Here is a 16,161-nt window from a genome sequence, read left to right on the forward strand (position 1 = left end):
TAAGAGCACCGTCTCTGGACAATGTCTGCGCATTGCCGGGAGAACCATAAGGCCGAACTAGCCCAACCGCGCTGTTACGCCTGCTTGGGCAGGGCAACGATATCGAGCAGCCGGCGGCCTTCGCCCTTGAGCTGTTTCCTCACGGCGCTCGACGCCACCACGGTTCCGTCATTGGCATAGGCCTCGTGGTTCTTCTCGATGTCGTCGAGGCGATAGAGATAGTTGACCATGACGCTGGCGGATTCGCGCAAGCCCTTGGGCGAGACGTCGCCGAGCCAGTTGATCCGCTCCAGCCGCGCGCCGTTGCCGAGATGGAAACGCGCGACCGAATCGATCAGGCGTCCCTTGGGCGTGCGGGCTTTCAGGAAATAGTACGCCGCCAAAGACTCGATGATGGGACGGAGCTGGCCTTCGAGCTCGGGATTCTTCCACCAGTCGGGCTCGTCGAGATGCTTGAGAACAGGGCGCTCGTCCTCGGTGACGGGAAGATACGGCGTCGTCTTCAGCCATTTCATGAAGCCCGGCACCGGCGACAGCGTCACGAAGTTTTCAAGCTTCGGCAATTCGCGGCGCAGTTCTTCGACCACCTGCTTGATCAGGAAGTTGCCGAAGGAAATGCCGCCGAGACCGCGCTGGGTGTTGGAAATCGAATAGAATACCGCGGTGCGGGCGCGTTCGACGGCTACCGGCTCGCGGTCCTCCGCGAGCAGGGGAGCGATCGCGTTCGGGATTTCTTCCGTGAGCGCCACCTCGACGAAAATCAGCGGCTCATCGACGAGGGCCGGGTGAAAGAAGGCGTAGCAGCGCCGGTCGACGGGATCGATGCGGCGTCGCAGATCGTTCCAGCCGCCGATTTCGTGCACCGCCTCATAGCGGATGATCTTTTCCAGGATGTTGGCCGGCGTCGACCAGTCGATTCTGCGCAGCACGAGGAATCCCCTGTTGAACCAGGACCCGAGCAGATGCACCACGTCGCGGTCGAGTGAGGCGAGATTCTTGTCGCCGGCCTTTTTGTCGCCGTTCATCAGATCGAGCAGATCGGCGCGCATCTCGACGAGATCTGCCGTGCCGCCGGGGGCGCGGTTCAGCCGCCGGATCAGCTCCTGCCGCCTCGGCTCGGAGGCAAAGTGCAGCGCGCCGCCATTGCCGTCACCGGGTTCGGCCATCCAGGCTTCGATGGCCTTGTTCACCCTGTCCCGGTCGGGGCCGAATTTCTGTGACAGGGCACTGAAGAAGGCACGCCGCTGATCGGCGTCGAGATCGCGATAGCGATCGAGAACCTCGCTCGCCATCGCGGTGCCGGAGGCTTCGCCGCGGCCCGACAACAGCGCCTCGCAGAGTTCGATCAGGCCGTCGGCGTCACCTTTGCCGTCGTCCAGTTTGCCGCGCTGGAGCAGGGTGCGCCCGCGCTCCGAAATGGTTGCCAGCAGGTCGCTGAAGAAGGCGTTGGCCATCGTTTGACTGATCTGTTCCGGGCTGAACTACGGGTACATGTTACACAGATTTAAGGCGAAGTACGTTCCAATCAAGCACAACAATTTGTCAGGGTTGTTGCGGCTGACGCCCGTTAATCCTTTTGGACGAATTCGGTCGGCGTCCGGCCGGTAACTTGCCGGAAGGCATGCGAAAATGCAGGCAGGCTTGCATATCCGAGTTGGCCTGCGACCTGTTTGATCGAGACATTCGTATCGGTTGACAGTCGCTCGATGGCCGCCGCAATCCGCGCCCGTTGGCACCAGCTCTTGAAACTCAACTGCGTTTCGGACGTGAACAGCCGCGACAAGGTGCGTGCCGACGTCCCCACCTGGCGCGCCAGGGTCTCGATTTCATGCAGCGCGGTCGGATCGTCGAGCACGATGCTGGCCGCGCGGCGGCAGCGCGGGTCTTGCGGCAGCGGGATGAACGTCGCCGAATCCTCGGCCTGATGCAGTTCGTGCATGGCCAGCCGTATCAACAGGGTGGTGCGGTCGCTGTCGTTACGGCCATCGAACAGGGCCAGGATCGTCTCGTGCAACAGGGGCGACACCCGCACGACGAATTCCTCGGTCAGGTCTGGGTCCTGTTGCTCACGCTTCAGCCACGCCAAATCGAAATACAGCGTGCGCATATCGATGTCGGCGAGCACGTCGATCGCGTGCGGGAGCCGGGCCGGCACCCATACCGCGCGATCCGGGGGGACCAGCCAGCGTCCCCTGGGGGTCGTGACCTGCATCGTCCCTTTGGCCGCGTATACGAGCTGTGCCTCCCGATGCATATGGGTGTCGAGCCGCACGCCTTTCTTATAGTGGTTTGCAATCAAATGAACGCCGTCGCCGGTCGAGGCCCGGCGTCCCTGGATCGCAGCAATTGGCTTTTCGGCGATATTCATTGGCCGCATCCCGTCAGCTCAAGACCGTATAACCTATTTCGGTCATTGCAGGAATCGTCCATGAACAATCCTACCCGCGTCATCGGCTTTGTTAACGCTGCGCATTTCATCGATCACTACTCGATGCTGATCTTTGCGGCGGCCGTCATTGTGATGGGGCCGGCGCTCGGCATGGCCTATTCCGAACTGCTGCCTTATGCGACGCCCGGCTTTGTGGCTTTCGGCGCCGGCTCGCTGTTGACCGGCTGGCTCGGTGACCGCTGGAGCCGCCGCCACATGATGGTGATTTTCTTCCTCGGCATCGGCGCCTCGATGATCGCGGTCGGTTTCGTCAACACGCCGTTCCAGCTTGGCGCCGCGTTGCTGTCGATCGGCCTGTTCGCCTCGATCTATCATCCGGTCGGCACCGCGATGATCGTCTCCTACGCCGAGGCGCTCGGCCGCGAGATGGGCATCAACGGCGTATGGGGCAATCTCGGCGTGGCGTCGTCGGCGCTCGTCACCGGCATCGTCGGACAGTATCTCGGCTGGCGCTGGGCCTTCATTCTGCCGGGCGCGATCACGATCCTGCTCGGGTTTTGCTTTGCGGTCATGGTGAGCCACGAAGACCGCAGCAATGTGAGGCAGGCGGCGGCACAGGCGCGCGTTGCGAAAGAAGACATGTGGCGGGTGATCGTGGCGCTCCTGATCGTGGTGATCGCGATCTCGACGACGTTCAACGCCGTGACGGTGGCGCTTCCAAAGCTGTTTGCCGAGCGCCTGAACGGCCTCACGCAAAGCCCGGCGCTGCTGGGCGTCATCGCGGCCGGCGTCTACGTGTTCGGCGCGATGACCCAGTACACGATCGGTAAATTGCTCGATCGATACTCGCTGAAAGCGGTCTCGCTGCCGCTGTCGTTCGTACTGGCGCCGTTTTTGTACGTGGCGGCCGAACTGTCGAACCTGCCGCTGATCATCGCGGCGATTGGCATCGTGATGGGCGCGTTCGGTCAGGTCACCGTCAACGACGCCATGGTCGGCAAATACACCAGCGAGGAATGGCGCTCGCGCGCCTATGCCGTGCGCTACTTCGTCGGCTTTACCGCAGCGGGTGTTTCGGTCGGCATCGTTGCCTGGCTGTACCAGCAGGGCGGCTTCGTCACCATGCTGCATGCCTTTGGCGGGCTGTGCCTGCTGACGGTCGCGGCCGCGCTCATCCTGCCCGTCGAGATCAGGACTCCGGCCGCCCAATCCGGCTAAACTCCGCCCTCAAGGATCGATTCGGAAGGCCCGCCGCTACGGCGGTATCGGAAACCGGCTATACTGGGCCGCGACGTCGCGGATTGTCGCGGGCTGTGACTTCGGTCCGGCATATTGCTTGCATTCATTTTAGCCAACGCCCCGTTATATCGCTTTTTTGACGGGGAACTCGCTTAAGGAGCGAAGGCCCCATGACCATTGCAACCGCAGCACCGATGGCCGGTACCACACACGCGCGCATGAATTCGATCGTGTTTGCGAGTTGCTTCGGCACCATCATCGAGTGGTATGACTTCCTGATCTACGCCACGGCCGCGACGCTCGTTTTCAACAAGGCGTTCTTTCCGTCCTTCGATCCGCTCGCCGGGACACTTGCCGCGCTCGGCAGCTATGCGGTCGGATTTCTGGCCCGCCCGCTCGGCGGCGCTTTGTTCGGCCATTTCGGCGACCGGTTGGGCCGCAAATCCATGCTGGTGCTGACGCTGTTCATCATGGGCCTGAGCACCTTCTGCATCGGCCTGCTGCCGACCTACGCCTCGATCGGCGTGCTCGCGCCGATCCTTCTGATCCTGCTGCGTATCATTCAGGGCATCGGGCTCGGTGGCGAATGGGGCGGCGCCTCGCTGATGGTGCTGGAGCATGCGCCGGCCGACAAGCGCGGCTTCTACACGAGTTTTGTGCAGATCGGGTTTCCCATTGGACTCGTACTGGCAACGCTGGTCTTCTCCCTCGTCACCAAATTGCCGGAAGCGGATTTTGCGAGCTACGGCTGGCGCATCCCGTTCCTCATCAGCGTTGTCCTGCTTGGCGTCGGCACTTTCGTCCGTTCGCGGGTGCCGGAGACGCCGGTGTTCGAAGGTATGAAGCGGCGCGACGATCTATCCAAAAATCCGGTGGGTGAAGCCGTCGGCAAGAATGCCAAATCTTTCCTGATCGCGGTCGGCCTGAAACTCTCCGAAGTGTCCTGGGTCTATATGCTGACGGTTTTCGTGGTCGGTTATGCCACGACGAAACTCGGTCTTGCCAAGTCGTTGATGCTCGACGCGGTGATGTACGCCGCCTTGCTCGAACTCGTGAGCCTCCCGCTGTTCGGTTGGCTGTCTGACAAGTTCGGCCGCAAGCCGTTCTACATTCTCGGCGCGCTGTTTACGATCGCCTTTGCATTCCCGTTGTTCTGGATGGTGGAAAGCAAGAGCACGGTGTTGATCTTCACGGGCATCATGATCGCGATGAATTTCGGTCACGGCATGATGTTCGGCCTTGAGTCCTGTTACTTCCCGGAACTGTTTGGCCCGCGCGTGCGCTACAGCGGCGCGTCGTTCGGCTTCCAGGTCTCGGCGGCGATCGGCGGCGGCTTCGCACCGATCCTCGCGACCGCGCTCGCCGGATATTTCGGAGGTACCGGTGGCGTCGCCATCATGATGATCGTTCTCGCACTGATCACATTGGCCGCGGCACTGGCGGCACGCGAGACCCGCGGCGGCTCGCTGACGGACTGATCCCGCCATGCGCTTCGGCATCTTCATCTATGACGGTGTCGAACCGATCGACCTCGCCACCTTCGGCGTGCTGTCGATGGCGCGCCGGATCGCGCCGGAAATCTCGATTCTTACCATTGCCCCTCGCGCCGGCGAAGTGGCGCTCGCCAACGGGCTGAAGGTGACGGCCGACTACGGCGTCGATCACGCACCCGCCTGCGACATCGTCATTGTCACCGGCGGCCCCGGCTGGACCGCGCAGGCCAAGGCGCCGGCAACGCTCGATTACATCCGCCGCGTCCACGCCTCGTCCCGCATCGCCTCCGTCTGTACCGGCGGCATGATCCTCGCGGCCAGCGGCGTGCTGGATGGTGGACCGGCGACAACCAAGATCGAGGTGGTGCCGCCGGAGACGCCGCCGGTGAAGGCGATGCGCGAGACATATCCGGCGATCGACGTGCGCGAAGCTATGCTGGTGGAGCGGGGCGACGGCGTGGTCACCGGCGGCGGCGTCACGCTGTGCATCGACACCACGCTGCATCTGCTAAGCCGGATGCTCGGCGAAGAGGTCGCCGACGAGACCGCGCGTATCATGGAATATAGCCGCGCCTGGCGCGCCAACCGCGAGGCATTTGCGCCGGTGCTTTCCGAAAGGCGCGCCGGCTGACGACGCGAATAGCTGCCTCACCGAATTTTCATTCCAACCGCAGTGTTGCGGCCCCCGCCGATTGGCCATAATGACTTCTGTTGAAGGCCTCAAAACGCTCAAACAAGGGGCCGCGGGAGCAAAGGTTATGCGTCATGGGTTTTTGCCTCACATCGGCGGTCTTATTCTCGGAGTTTCGGTCATGCTGACGGGTAACGCTCATGCCGACGGCCTGAAGGACCAGATCGCGCCGACCGGCAAGCTTCGGGTCGCGATCGGGATCAGCCCGGCCGGTGGCGCGTACTGGTCGACCAAAACCGAAAACGGCTATGCCGGCGTGCCGGTCGATCTCGGCAAGGCGCTGGCGGACCAGCTGGGGCTGCCGGTCGAATATGTCACCTATTCGAATTCCGGTTTGATCACGGATGCCGCCGCCAAAGGCGAATGGGATGTCAGCTTCCTGCCTGAAGATACCGAACGGGCGAAGAAGATCGCGTTCGGCCCGATCTACGAGGTCACGGAAGCGACCTACATCGTGAAAGCCGGCTCGACCATCAAGGATTTCGCGAGTCTCGATCAGCCGAACGTCAAGGTCGTGGCCGTCAACGATACCACCACCATGCGCGGCGCGCAGGCGCATCTGAAGAACGCCAAGGTCACGGGCTATCAGACCTATGACGAAATCTTCAGTCTGCTGAAGAACGGCGAGGTCGACGCGTTCGCGTTGTCGCGCGACCAGCTCAATGCGCTTGCCAAGAAGATTCCGGGCACGCGCGTGCTCGACGAAACCTTCAAGCAGACGGTGACCGCGGTTGCCGTCCCGCTCAATCACCCGCTGTCGCTGGAATATGCCAGCAAGTTCATGACGGATGCGAAATCGAGCGGTCTGTTGCGCAAGGCGTTCGACAATAACGGCCTGAAGGACACGCCGCTGCGGGCGAAGTGACCCTTGTCTTTACCTCTCCCCTTGCGGGAGAGGTCGGATCGCATCGCCAGATGCGATCCGGGTGAGGGGTATGGGGCTATCGAGGGACCTTAACCCCTCACCCGGTTTCTCGCTGACGCTCGAAACCACCCTCTCCCGCAAGGGGAGAGGGTATCCCGCGGATGCCGGGCATTCGTTCAAACAAAAAACCTACTTCGCCGTGCCTTCGATCGGCTCGAGGCCGGAGTTGACGATGGTCTCGCGCGCGGCGGGCGAGGCGAGGAATTTGATCAGTGCCTTGCCGGCTTCGGGCTCCTTCGACGCCGACGCGATGCCGGCCGAGAATACCGTCACCTTCTGCAAGGATTCCGGGAGCGGGCCGATAATGTCGACACCGGCAACCGCCTTCAATTCGCTGATCTGCTGCATGCCGATCTCGGCTTCGCCTTTCGCCACGATCTCGGCGACTGGCGTGGCCGGAATCTTTTTCGCCTTGTCCTTCATGTCGGCCGTGATGCCGAGCTTGTCGAACATCTCGGTCGAGATATAGACGCCGCTGGCGCTGTCGGAATAGGCGACGGACTTTGCCGCGAGCAGCGCGCGCTTCACCGCATCCGCCGTCGAAATATCCGGCCTCGGGCTGCCGGCCTTCACCGCAACGCCGATCTTGGAATTGACGAGGTCGACGCGGCTCGTCGCCTTGCCCTTCTTGACCAGGTCGTCGAGCGCATAGCCCACCAGAATAAGGACGTCGGCGGGCTCACCGCGGTCGAGCCGCGTCGGGATGGCATTCACCGTCGTGCCCATCGACGGGCCATAGGCCGTGATCACCTTGTTGCCGGTCGCTTTCTCGAACTCTGGCACCAGCGCGTTATAGGCCGCCGACAGCCCGCCCGAGATCATCACGTGGACTTCGGCGGCTTGTGCGGCGCCCGCAAGCCAAAGCACGGCGGCGGCGCCAATTGCGACATTGCGAAAATGAGGAGATGAGAAACGCATGGAAATCCTCCCGGCTCTTATTGCCGTCGCTTTTAGCGGGGAGGGGCTTGCCGCGCAAACGCGCTCGCGTCAATGGCCCATGAATTAAGGGCGTCTACGCGTTGACGTGCACGAAATCGCGGAGCAACGGGTAGATCTCGTTGTTCCAGCGCCGGCCGCTGAACACGCCATAATGCCCGACGCCGGCTTGCAGGTGGTGCACCCGCCGGTAGGCGCGCACGCCGGTGCAGAGCTCTTGCGCGGCCAGCGTCTGCCCGACCGAGCAGATATCGTCCTTCTCGCCCTCGACCGTCATCAGCCCCATGCGCTTGATCGCTGTGGGATTCACCGGCCGGCCGCGGAAGGTCATCTTGCCTTGCGGCAGCACGTGCTCTTGAAACACGTCTCGCACGGTTTCGAGGTAAAACTCCGCCGGCAGATCCATCACCGCGAAATATTCGTCGTAGAAATTCTTGATGGTCTCGGCCTTCTCGGTCTCGCCGCGGGCGAGGTGATTGGCGAGATCCATGTGCTGCTTGATGTGGCGCTCGAGATTCATCGACACGAATGCAGTTAATTGCACGAAGCCGGGATAAACCTGCCGGAATGCGCCCTTGCACTGAACGGGCACGTAATTGATCAGGTTGGTCTCGAACCACTTGATCGGTTTGCTCTTGGCGAACTGGTTCACCTTGGTGGGTTGGATACGGGTGTCGATCGGACCCGCCATCAGCGTCAGTGTCGCCGGGCGCGAGGGGTGATTGTCCTCGCTCATGATCGCAGCCGCCGCGAGCGCCGACACCGAAGGCTGGCAGATCGCCACCATGTGCGCGCGCGGTCCGAGCTTGTCGAGAAAGGTGATCAGGTGCTCGGTGTAATCGTCGAGGCCGAACCGGCCGTCGCGAAGCGGAATGTCGCGCGGGTTGTGCCAGTCGGTGATGTAGACGTCGTGGTCCTGAAGCAGCGTCTGCACGGTGCCGCGGAGCAGCGTGGCGAAATGACCGGACATCGGCGCCACCAGCAACATCCGCGGCTGTTCGGGCGCGTTCTCCTTCTTGAAGTGCAACAGCGACCCGAACGGGGTGGCGAAGGCGACTTCCTCGGTCACTTCATATTCGCGGTTGCCCACCGTCACCCGGTCGATGCCATAGGCCGGGCGGGAGTAGGTCAGCGAGGTGCGCGAGATCAGTTCCAGAGCGGCTGCCAGCCGCCGAAAGAACTTGTCGGACATGCCCTGTGGGAGCAGGTTGAGATATTTCAGGGCCTGCAAGGCCCCGCTCCGCCAGGGCTCGGTCAGATCCGTATGGTTCTGATAAGCCTGATACAATAACGACGTCATTCAAACACCCCTGCCCATGCTGCCATGCAATATTGAAGCCAGAGCGGAGTCAAACAGCCCAAAAAACTGGCACGTCACTTGCTGTTGAAAGCGAATGGAATCGAATGAAATCGAATGAAAACGAAGCGAAAGAGCGGGGAAGGGCCCTATGGCGAAGGCGACACTTACCATCAGCAGCAAGAACTACTCGTCCTGGTCGCTGCGCGGCTGGCTGCTGACGCGGTTTTCGGGGCTGGAATTCGAGGAGATCGTCACCGCGCCCGATGATCCCTCGGCTCGGGCCGAAATCCTGCTGCTGTCCCCGACCATCCTGGTGCCATGCCTGCGGCACGAGGGGGCGACGGTGTGGGATACGCTGGCGATCGCCGAGTACCTCAACGAGATCAGGCCCGACGCGGGGCTATTGCCTGCCGACCGCGTCCACCGGGCGCATTGCCGGTCGATTTGCGGCGAAATCCATTCCGGCTTCACCACGCTGCGGGCATCGCTCCCGGTCAATCTCAAGGGGCATTTTCCGAACTTCAAGATCTGGTCGCGGGCGCAGGCCGACATCGATCGGGTCTGCACCATCTGGCGCGAGTGCCTGGCGGAGTCGGGCGGGCCGTTCCTGTTCGGCGAGCAACGCACCATGGCGGACGCCATGTACGCGCCGGTCGTGACGCGCTTCAAAACCTATGACGTCAAGCTCGAGCCGCGGCTCAAGCAATATGCCGACCTCATCATGGCGATGCCGGAAATGCAGGAGTGGATCGAGGCGGCTCGCGCTGAGCCTTCCGATATCGAAGAACTCGAGGTGGATTATTAGGCGGCGCCAAGCGCGCTGCCTGTTTGCACGGCTTACGCGTAAGGCGTGCCGTGCTCAACTTCATGCCAGCGAGGCGCGCTTGGCGAGCTGACGCGACGGGCCATCAGCGCCGCGCAAGAATTGCCTGATCGAAATTCAAAGCCACGTCCAACGGCTTCGCCCTGCTCGACGCCGTGATCCCAAAAATCGCTGCGGTGCGATGCGGCTGGCGTGATTTTCGCATAGCAACAGCACGCTTTGAACGCGCCAATCCGTGCTGCCAAAAAATTGGACGCCGGCGATTGTCGCGATTTGCGTCAAACAGTGGTGGAGGCCTGAGATGAACCAGCATGCGGCCGTCAGCAAATTTTCCCACGTCAAACCCACCGATACCGAATTCAAGGGCGGAGGTCTTCGCGACTTCTTCCTGTACCGCGACCTCGGCATCGCGGCAGCGACCGGCGGGCAGGTGATCTGCCACCTCGTCAAGGCCAATGCCGACATGCCGCCGGAAGACGGCACCGGCTGGCATCGTCATGATTGCGATTTTCAGATCGTGATCATGATGAAGGGCTGGGCCCGCTTTATGTACGAAGACAAGCCGACGCTCGTGCAGGCCGGCGATGTCGTCCATCAGCGGCCAGGGATCGTGCATTACCTGTTCGATTACTCGCCGGACATGGAGTATCTCGAAATCGTCAGCCCGGCGGATTTCAAGACCGTCGATATGCCGCCGGCCACCGACAAGGTGCCGCCGGTGACGCCCTGGAAGTAGGAATTAACGATTTCGCGCCGTCATCGGCGATTGCCGCGCGTCGTCGGTCTGGGTGTAGTGCCGGGCATTTCGTCCAGACCGATATCTAGTCGTGAACATCGGAGTACGCGGTGATTCGGCTGATTCGGGCGCGATTCGTTCCGGCCGCGTTCCGTGTCTTAACGCCGCACCATTTCACGTCGCATTTTGATACAGGTTGCGAAGTGATGACCGTTAGCCGCGGCGCTAGAGCTCCTTTGATTCCGAAGTTCGCAAGCAATCGCGGCGACCTCCGATGCGAACTTCGGAATCAAAGGAGCTCTAGCAACATATTTTTGCTAGTGCGGCTTCAAATTCGCCGCACCAGCCGCCAGCCGATCACATTGGCTTCCAGCATCCCGCCCGACTCGTGATTGCGCCAGGCGCCGTCGCTGAAACGACAGGCGAACGGCAGTTCGTAGGTGCCGCTCTGGTCTTCGCACAACACTTGGACCGGCACGCCCGGCGGCGGCTCTCCCTCACCATCGAATTGCGCCAGCCGTTTTTCGCGCGTCGCCATTTCCCGTCGCCTTCGTCCATGGTGCGCGGGCGGATCGCCGGCCCGCATCGACCAACCTCAATGCGCGATTGAGGTCGCAGTGTGGTAGCATCGGGCCTTGAAATGTTCACTCGCAACAATTTTACCGCGCGATGTCGGTTGAAATGAGGTTTGGGATGATCGGCCGTTTTGGCTGCGGCTTGTTCGCGGTCCTGTTCGTTACCGGACTTGTTCATGCGCAGGATGTTCCCGGCATCGAGATTTGCACCGCCGAGAAGACGATGGAACGGCGCACCAGCTGTCTTCAGAGCAATGTCGAGTTCCTTCAGAAGACGATCGCGAAACTGGCCCTGGATCACCAGCAGAAGCTCGACGCAGCCAAGGCGCAGATCGACGCGTTGAAGGTGAACCTCATTGCGTTGCAAAAGATGGTGGAGGAGTTGAAGGCGGTACAGACTAAGGCGCCGGACAATACGAAGAAAGCCGATACGCCGCCTGCGAAAGATGCGGCCGCGAAAGACGCGCCCAGGGATGTGCCGAAGGATGCGCCGAAGGACGGGGCAGTGAAAGAGGGCGGCAAGTAATTTCTGCCAGCGCATGCGAACTTCGGATTCGAGACACCAGTGGTCCTTTGATTCCAACATTCGCAAGAGTGCTGCCGGGAAGGGATGCGAATGTTGGAATCGGACCACTAGAAGCGCAACGACGATCAAACGCGGCGCGCGCCGGGAGCGCATGATGGCGCCGTTTCGTGGAGTTCGTTGATCCAATGAATCCGGCCGAAAGAGCGCTCTGGTATATCGAAAGCCATCTCGCAAGCGAACTGACGCTTGACGAGATCTCGGGCGTTGCCGGAGTTTCGCGCTTTCACATGGTGCGGGCGTTCGCTGCGGCGACGGGCTTTTCGGTCATGCGCTACGTACGGGCACGCCGTCTGACCGAAGCGGCGCGTTCACTTGCGGCCGGTGCGCCGGATATTCTCAACGTAGCGCTGGATGCGGAATACGGCTCCCACGAGGCGTTTACCCGCGCGTTCCGCGATCATTTCGGGCTCACGCCCGAGTCGGTTCGCGGGCTTGCGTGCATCGAAGACCTCAAGCTTCAGGAGCCGATCCAGATGAACTCATCGATCATCGAGAATCTCGATTCCCCGCGTTTCGAAACCACAAGGCCGCTGCTGGTTGCCGGCGTCGGCGAGCGTTATAATCACGAGAACAGCGCCGGCATTCCGGGTCAGTGGCAACGTTTCCATCAGGTAGCCGAGGATATTCCGCACCGCGTCGGCGGGGTCGCTTATGGCGTCTGCTGCAATGGGGACGATGCCGGCAATTTCGACTATATCGCGGGCGTGGAGGTCTCTGACTTTTCCGATCTGCCGCGACCGTTCTTCCGGGTGAGGATTCCCGAAGCGCGCTATGCCGTGTTCAGCCATCGCGAACACATCTCGACCATCCGCCGCACCGTCAACACCATCTGGAACCAGTGGTTGCCAGCCTCCGGCTTCAAGCTCGCCGATGCGCCGAATTTCGAGCGCTACGACGAAAAATTCGATCCCGTCACCGGCAATGGCGGGTTCGAAATCTGGATTCCGGTAAAGGAATAATATCGGCCTGAACTTTCGGCATTTCGCAGCACGCGCCCATGCATTGCGGCTGCTTGCAAGCGCTGGCTGCTTTGCCCTAACGTCGCCGCAGAAAATGCGGTGCGCGACCGGCGGTGCGCTGCGAAAAACCCCGGGAGGATCTATGCCTGACATCCGTGTTCTCGCCTCCGGCCTCGAGTTTCCGGAAGGTCCGGTTGCAATGCCGGATGGATCGGTGGTGCTGGTCGAGATCCGCGGGAAACGGTTGACTCGCGTCCATCCCGACGGGCGCAAGGAAGTGGTCGCGCAAATTCCCGGCGGCCCGAATGGCGCGGCGCTCGGCCCCGACGGAAAGATCTATATCTGCAATAACGGCGGCTTTTCCTGGATTCCGACCGGCAAGACGATCATGCCGGGGGCCCAGCCGGACGACTATCTCGGCGGCTCGATCCAGCGCGTCGATTTGCAGAGCGGCAAGGTCGAAACCGTCGTGACCAAATGCGGCGAGCACGCGCTGCGCGGCCCCAACGACCTCGTCTTCGACAGACATGGCGGCCTGTGGTTCTCCGATCTCGGCAAGCGCCGCGCGCGCGAGATGGATGTCGGCGCGTTTTACTATCTCAAGCCCGGATGTGCGGAGATCGTCGAGGGCGTGCATGGCGTGCTGCCCGCCAACGGCATCGGGCTGTCGCCGGACGAGAAGACCGTCTACATCGCCGAGACGCCGACCGCGCGGCTTTGGGCCTACGACATTCCGGAGCCTGGCGTGGTGAAACCGCGCGAGGTGATCTATCGCGGCGAGCGCGGCAGGCCGATCGCGGGCCTTGGCGGCTATCAGATGTTCGATTCGCTCGCGGTCGAGGCGAACGGCAATGTCTGTGTCGCCACGCTGATCTCGGGCTGTATCTCGGTGATTGCGCCGGATGGCGCGCTGGTCGAGCAGGTGCCGACCGGCGACCGCGTCACCACCAATATCGCCTTTGGCGGACCCGAGTTGAAAACGGCTTACATCACGCTGTCCGGCGAGGGCGAACTCGTTGCGATGGATTGGCCGCGGCCCGGTCTGCCGCTGAATTTTTTGAACAGATGAGAAAGCTGCTTAACCCTCATGGTGAGGAGCGTCGTACTCACGACGCGTCTCGAACCATGAGGCCACCACATGAGCCTCACCCTTCGAGACGCGCTTCTAACGAAGCGCTCCTCAGGATGAGGAAGAGGAGAACCCGATGCCCTGGCCTGAACCCGTAACGCTGAGCGGTCCGCATGCGCGGCTTGAGCCGTTGGCGCACGCGCATCTGGCCGGATTGACGGAGGCGGTGGCGGACGGCGATCTGTGGAAGCTGTGGTACACGGCGATACCGAAACCTGAAGAAATGGCGAAGGAAATCGATCGCAGGCTCGGCTTGCAGGCGAAAGGCTCGATGCTGCCGTTCACGGTGTTCGATGCCGACGGCAAGATCGCGGGCATGTCGACCTACATGAACATCGACGCCGCGAACCGTCGCGTCGAGATCGGCTCGACGTGGTATGCCAAGCGCGTGCAGCGCACCGCGCTCAACACCCAGTGCAAGCTGTTGCTGCTGTCACATGCGTTCGAAAAACTCGATTGCATCGCGGTGGAATTTCGCACGCATTTCTTCAACCACCAGAGCCGGCGCGGTATCGAGCGGCTGGGCGCCAAGCAGGATGGCATTTTGCGCAACCACCAGATCGGGCCGAACGGCACGCTGCGCGACACGGTGGTGTTCAGCATCATCGCCTCGGAATGGCCGACGGCGAAAGCGCATCTCACGTTTCAACTAAATGAAAAGCCGCGGACATAGCGTTTTCAAGCGCGTGAAGAAAAACGCGTCAAACAAAGAATCAAAAATCATGGATACGTTCGACTATGTGATCATCGGTGCAGGTTCGGCCGGTTGTGTGCTGGCCAGCCGCCTGGGCGAGGACCCGGCAGCGAAAGTCTGCGTGCTCGAGGCGGGGCCGCGCGATTGGCATCCGTACATTCATCTGCCGGCCGGTTTCATCAAGACGTTCCATATGCGCAGCGTCAACTGGGCCTATCAGCAGGAGCCGGGCCCGTGGACCGGCGGCCGCAGCATCTACGCGCCGCGCGGCAAGACGCTTGGCGGATCGTCCTCGATCAACGGCCACATCTATAATCGCGGCCAGCGCCAGGATTTCGATACCTGGGCGCAGATCGGCAACCGCGGCTGGAGCTATTCGGACGTGCTGCCGTATTTCAAGCGGCTGGAAACGCGCGTGGGTCCCGGCGACGACACCTATCGCGGCCGCGAGGGCAACCTCACCGTCACCACCATGGACTGGAAGGACCCGTTATGCGAGGCCTTCATGGCAGGCGCGATCTCGCTCGGCATTCCGCGCAATCCCGATTACAACGGCGCGATTCAGGAGGGCGTGTCCTACGCCCAACGTACCATCAAGAACGGCCTGCGCGTCAGTGCTGCCACCGCTTTCCTGCATCCGGCGATCAAGCGCGGCAACATCGACGTGCGCACCCATGCCCACGTCACCGGGATCGTCTTTGAAGGCAAGCGCGCGGTCGGCGTGCGTTACCGCCGCGGCGGCAAGAACGGAACGCTGCACGAGGTGCGTGCAGCCAGGGAAATCATTCTGGCCGGCGGCACCTATAATTCGCCGCAGCTCCTGCAACTGTCCGGGGTCGGTTCGCCGGAGCTGTTGCAGTCGCACGGCATCGAGGTTCGTCACGCGCTGCCGGGTGTCGGCGAGGGCTTGCAGGATCATTACGCGCCGCGTTCGGTCGCGCGCGTCAAGAACATCAAGACCATCAACGAACGCCGGCGCGGTCTGAGCCTGGTCGGCGAGGCCTTGAAGTGGGCCGCCACGCGGCGCGGTCTGCTGTCGTTGTCACCGACCATGGTCTACTGCTTCTGGCATTCCGGCGAGACCACCGAAAGCTCCGACCTGCAACTGACGTTCACGCCGGCGAGTTACAAGGAAGGCGTGCAGGGCACGCTCGAAGACTTGCCGGGCATGACGGTGACGTCCTGGCAGCAGCGGCCCGAGAGCCGTGGCTATGTCCGCATTCGCTCGGCCGATCCGTTCGTGCAGCCGATCATCCAGACCAACTATCTCACCGCCGATCTCGATCGCCGCATCGTCGTCGCCGGCATGAAGCTGGCGCGGCGGCTTCTGGAGTCGGATCCGCTCAGGCCCTATTACGACTACGAGGATTTCCCCGGACCGGACGTGCAGACCGACGAGGAGTTCCTTCAGGCTGCCACCAAGCGCGGCACCACCACGTTCCATCCCGGATGTACCTGCCGCATGGGGCCGGCCGATGCATCCTGGGCTGTGGTCGACGATAGCTTGCGCGTTCATGGCCTCGAGGGCCTGCGCGTGGTCGATGCCTCGATCATGCCGCGGATGATCTCGGCCAACCTCAACGCGTCGACGCAGATGATCGCAGACAAGGCGAGCGACATGATCCGCGGCAAGGCTCCGCTGGAGGCGGTGCGTTTGGCGGGATAGTTCCGACGGAGCAATGCGTG

The 16,161-nt window shown here is 62.0% G+C and carries 16 protein-coding genes; 11 read left to right on the forward strand and 5 right to left on the reverse strand.

What is annotated here, in order from left to right:
- Positions 1-74 precede the first annotated feature (74 nt).
- Both BUA38_RS19955 and BUA38_RS19960 read right to left on the reverse strand, forming a co-directional pair.
- Positions 75-1,454 (reverse strand): malonyl-CoA decarboxylase, encoded by a 1,380-nt coding sequence (locus BUA38_RS19955; RefSeq protein WP_072820458.1) that lies wholly within the window; start codon positions 1,452-1,454, stop codon positions 75-77.
- Positions 1,455-1,567: 113 nt separating this feature from the next.
- Positions 1,568-2,368 (reverse strand): AraC family transcriptional regulator, encoded by an 801-nt coding sequence (locus tag BUA38_RS19960; protein WP_072820460.1) that lies wholly within the window; start codon positions 2,366-2,368, stop codon positions 1,568-1,570.
- A 60-nt stretch (positions 2,369-2,428) separates the two neighbouring features.
- Between BUA38_RS19960 and BUA38_RS19965 the strand changes: the two genes are divergently transcribed.
- The 4 genes from BUA38_RS19965 (at position 2,429) to BUA38_RS19980 (ending at position 6,677) form a co-directional block, all read left to right on the forward strand.
- Complete coding sequence (locus BUA38_RS19965; RefSeq protein WP_072820462.1) at positions 2,429-3,607, forward strand: MFS transporter; 1,179 nt, start codon at positions 2,429-2,431, stop codon at positions 3,605-3,607.
- 191 nt (positions 3,608-3,798) lie between these two features.
- Positions 3,799-5,106: an MFS transporter gene (locus BUA38_RS19970; protein ID WP_072820464.1), complete on the forward strand. Its 1,308-nt coding sequence runs from the start codon at positions 3,799-3,801 to the stop codon at positions 5,104-5,106.
- 7 nt (positions 5,107-5,113) lie between these two features.
- On the forward strand, positions 5,114-5,752 hold the full coding sequence (locus tag BUA38_RS19975) for a DJ-1/PfpI family protein (protein ID WP_072820466.1): 639 nt from the start codon (positions 5,114-5,116) through the stop codon (positions 5,750-5,752).
- A 181-nt stretch (positions 5,753-5,933) separates the two neighbouring features.
- Positions 5,934-6,677, forward strand: a complete 744-nt coding sequence (locus BUA38_RS19980; RefSeq protein WP_072820468.1) for a transporter substrate-binding domain-containing protein — start codon at positions 5,934-5,936, stop codon at positions 6,675-6,677.
- Positions 6,678-6,866: 189 nt separating this feature from the next.
- On the opposite strand, the gene BUA38_RS19985 is transcribed toward BUA38_RS19980, so the two are convergent.
- Together BUA38_RS19985 and BUA38_RS19990 are read right to left on the reverse strand one after the other, a co-directional pair.
- Positions 6,867-7,655 carry a molybdate ABC transporter substrate-binding protein gene (locus BUA38_RS19985; protein WP_072820470.1) on the reverse strand — a complete coding sequence of 263 codons (789 nt, stop codon included), beginning with the start codon at positions 7,653-7,655 and terminating at the stop codon, positions 6,867-6,869.
- A gap of 94 nt (positions 7,656-7,749) precedes the next feature.
- Complete coding sequence (locus BUA38_RS19990; protein ID WP_072820472.1) at positions 7,750-8,973, reverse strand: polyhydroxyalkanoate depolymerase; 1,224 nt, start codon at positions 8,971-8,973, stop codon at positions 7,750-7,752.
- A gap of 148 nt (positions 8,974-9,121) precedes the next feature.
- Between BUA38_RS19990 and BUA38_RS19995 the strand changes: the two genes are divergently transcribed.
- Both BUA38_RS19995 and BUA38_RS20000 read left to right on the forward strand, forming a co-directional pair.
- Positions 9,122-9,778: a glutathione S-transferase family protein gene (locus BUA38_RS19995; protein WP_072820474.1), complete on the forward strand. Its 657-nt coding sequence runs from the start codon at positions 9,122-9,124 to the stop codon at positions 9,776-9,778.
- Between the two features lie 319 nt (positions 9,779-10,097).
- Positions 10,098-10,532 (forward strand): cupin domain-containing protein, encoded by a 435-nt coding sequence (locus tag BUA38_RS20000; RefSeq protein WP_072820476.1) that lies wholly within the window; start codon positions 10,098-10,100, stop codon positions 10,530-10,532.
- A gap of 328 nt (positions 10,533-10,860) precedes the next feature.
- Here the strand turns inward: BUA38_RS20000 and BUA38_RS20005 are convergent, their stop codons facing one another.
- Entirely contained in the window at positions 10,861-11,070 is a 210-nt protein-coding gene (locus BUA38_RS20005) for a hypothetical protein (protein ID WP_072820478.1), read from the reverse strand.
- A 155-nt stretch (positions 11,071-11,225) separates the two neighbouring features.
- Between BUA38_RS20005 and BUA38_RS20010 the strand changes: the two genes are divergently transcribed.
- The 5 genes from BUA38_RS20010 (at position 11,226) to BUA38_RS20030 (ending at position 16,141) form a co-directional block, all read left to right on the forward strand.
- Entirely contained in the window at positions 11,226-11,633 is a 408-nt protein-coding gene (locus BUA38_RS20010; RefSeq protein ID WP_072820480.1) for a hypothetical protein, read from the forward strand.
- Between the two features lie 185 nt (positions 11,634-11,818).
- Entirely contained in the window at positions 11,819-12,652 is an 834-nt protein-coding gene (locus tag BUA38_RS20015; RefSeq protein WP_072820481.1) for an AraC family transcriptional regulator, read from the forward strand.
- Positions 12,653-12,794: 142 nt separating this feature from the next.
- Positions 12,795-13,721, forward strand: a complete 927-nt coding sequence (locus BUA38_RS20020) for an SMP-30/gluconolactonase/LRE family protein (protein ID WP_072820483.1) — start codon at positions 12,795-12,797, stop codon at positions 13,719-13,721.
- A gap of 136 nt (positions 13,722-13,857) precedes the next feature.
- Positions 13,858-14,454: a GNAT family N-acetyltransferase gene (locus BUA38_RS20025; RefSeq protein WP_072820485.1), complete on the forward strand. Its 597-nt coding sequence runs from the start codon at positions 13,858-13,860 to the stop codon at positions 14,452-14,454.
- A gap of 49 nt (positions 14,455-14,503) precedes the next feature.
- A complete protein-coding gene (locus BUA38_RS20030) occupies positions 14,504-16,141 on the forward strand; it encodes a GMC family oxidoreductase (RefSeq protein WP_072826262.1) in 1,638 nt (545 codons plus the stop codon).
- The last annotated feature ends 20 nt before the right edge of the window (positions 16,142-16,161 follow it).

This window comes from Bradyrhizobium erythrophlei, from assembly GCF_900142985.1.
In the GTDB taxonomy this organism is placed as follows: domain Bacteria; phylum Pseudomonadota; class Alphaproteobacteria; order Rhizobiales; family Xanthobacteraceae; genus Bradyrhizobium; species Bradyrhizobium erythrophlei_B.

What these genes read in the sequence shown, in the direction of transcription:
- BUA38_RS19960 (WP_072820460.1), bottom strand. Translation starts at nt 2,368, where the DNA reads ATGAATATCGCCGAAAAGCCAATTGCTGCGATCCAGGGACGCCGGGCC.
- BUA38_RS19975 (WP_072820466.1), top strand. Translation starts at nt 5,114, where the DNA reads ATGCGCTTCGGCATCTTCATCTATGACGGTGTCGAACCGATCGACCTC.
- BUA38_RS19995 (WP_072820474.1), top strand. Translation starts at nt 9,122, where the DNA reads ATGGCGAAGGCGACACTTACCATCAGCAGCAAGAACTACTCGTCCTGG.
- BUA38_RS20030 (WP_072826262.1), top strand. Translation starts at nt 14,504, where the DNA reads ATGGATACGTTCGACTATGTGATCATCGGTGCAGGTTCGGCCGGTTGT.
- BUA38_RS20025 (WP_072820485.1), top strand. Translation starts at nt 13,858, where the DNA reads ATGCCCTGGCCTGAACCCGTAACGCTGAGCGGTCCGCATGCGCGGCTT.
- BUA38_RS20005 (WP_072820478.1), bottom strand. Translation starts at nt 11,070, where the DNA reads ATGGCGACGCGCGAAAAACGGCTGGCGCAATTCGATGGTGAGGGAGAG.
- BUA38_RS20010 (WP_072820480.1), top strand. Translation starts at nt 11,226, where the DNA reads ATGATCGGCCGTTTTGGCTGCGGCTTGTTCGCGGTCCTGTTCGTTACC.
- BUA38_RS19990 (WP_072820472.1), bottom strand. Translation starts at nt 8,973, where the DNA reads ATGACGTCGTTATTGTATCAGGCTTATCAGAACCATACGGATCTGACC.
- BUA38_RS19980 (WP_072820468.1), top strand. Translation starts at nt 5,934, where the DNA reads ATGCTGACGGGTAACGCTCATGCCGACGGCCTGAAGGACCAGATCGCG.
- BUA38_RS20000 (WP_072820476.1), top strand. Translation starts at nt 10,098, where the DNA reads ATGAACCAGCATGCGGCCGTCAGCAAATTTTCCCACGTCAAACCCACC.
- BUA38_RS19970 (WP_072820464.1), top strand. Translation starts at nt 3,799, where the DNA reads ATGACCATTGCAACCGCAGCACCGATGGCCGGTACCACACACGCGCGC.
- BUA38_RS19985 (WP_072820470.1), bottom strand. Translation starts at nt 7,655, where the DNA reads ATGCGTTTCTCATCTCCTCATTTTCGCAATGTCGCAATTGGCGCCGCC.
- BUA38_RS19955 (WP_072820458.1), bottom strand. Translation starts at nt 1,454, where the DNA reads ATGGCCAACGCCTTCTTCAGCGACCTGCTGGCAACCATTTCGGAGCGC.
- BUA38_RS20015 (WP_072820481.1), top strand. Translation starts at nt 11,819, where the DNA reads ATGAATCCGGCCGAAAGAGCGCTCTGGTATATCGAAAGCCATCTCGCA.
- BUA38_RS19965 (WP_072820462.1), top strand. Translation starts at nt 2,429, where the DNA reads ATGAACAATCCTACCCGCGTCATCGGCTTTGTTAACGCTGCGCATTTC.
- BUA38_RS20020 (WP_072820483.1), top strand. Translation starts at nt 12,795, where the DNA reads ATGCCTGACATCCGTGTTCTCGCCTCCGGCCTCGAGTTTCCGGAAGGT.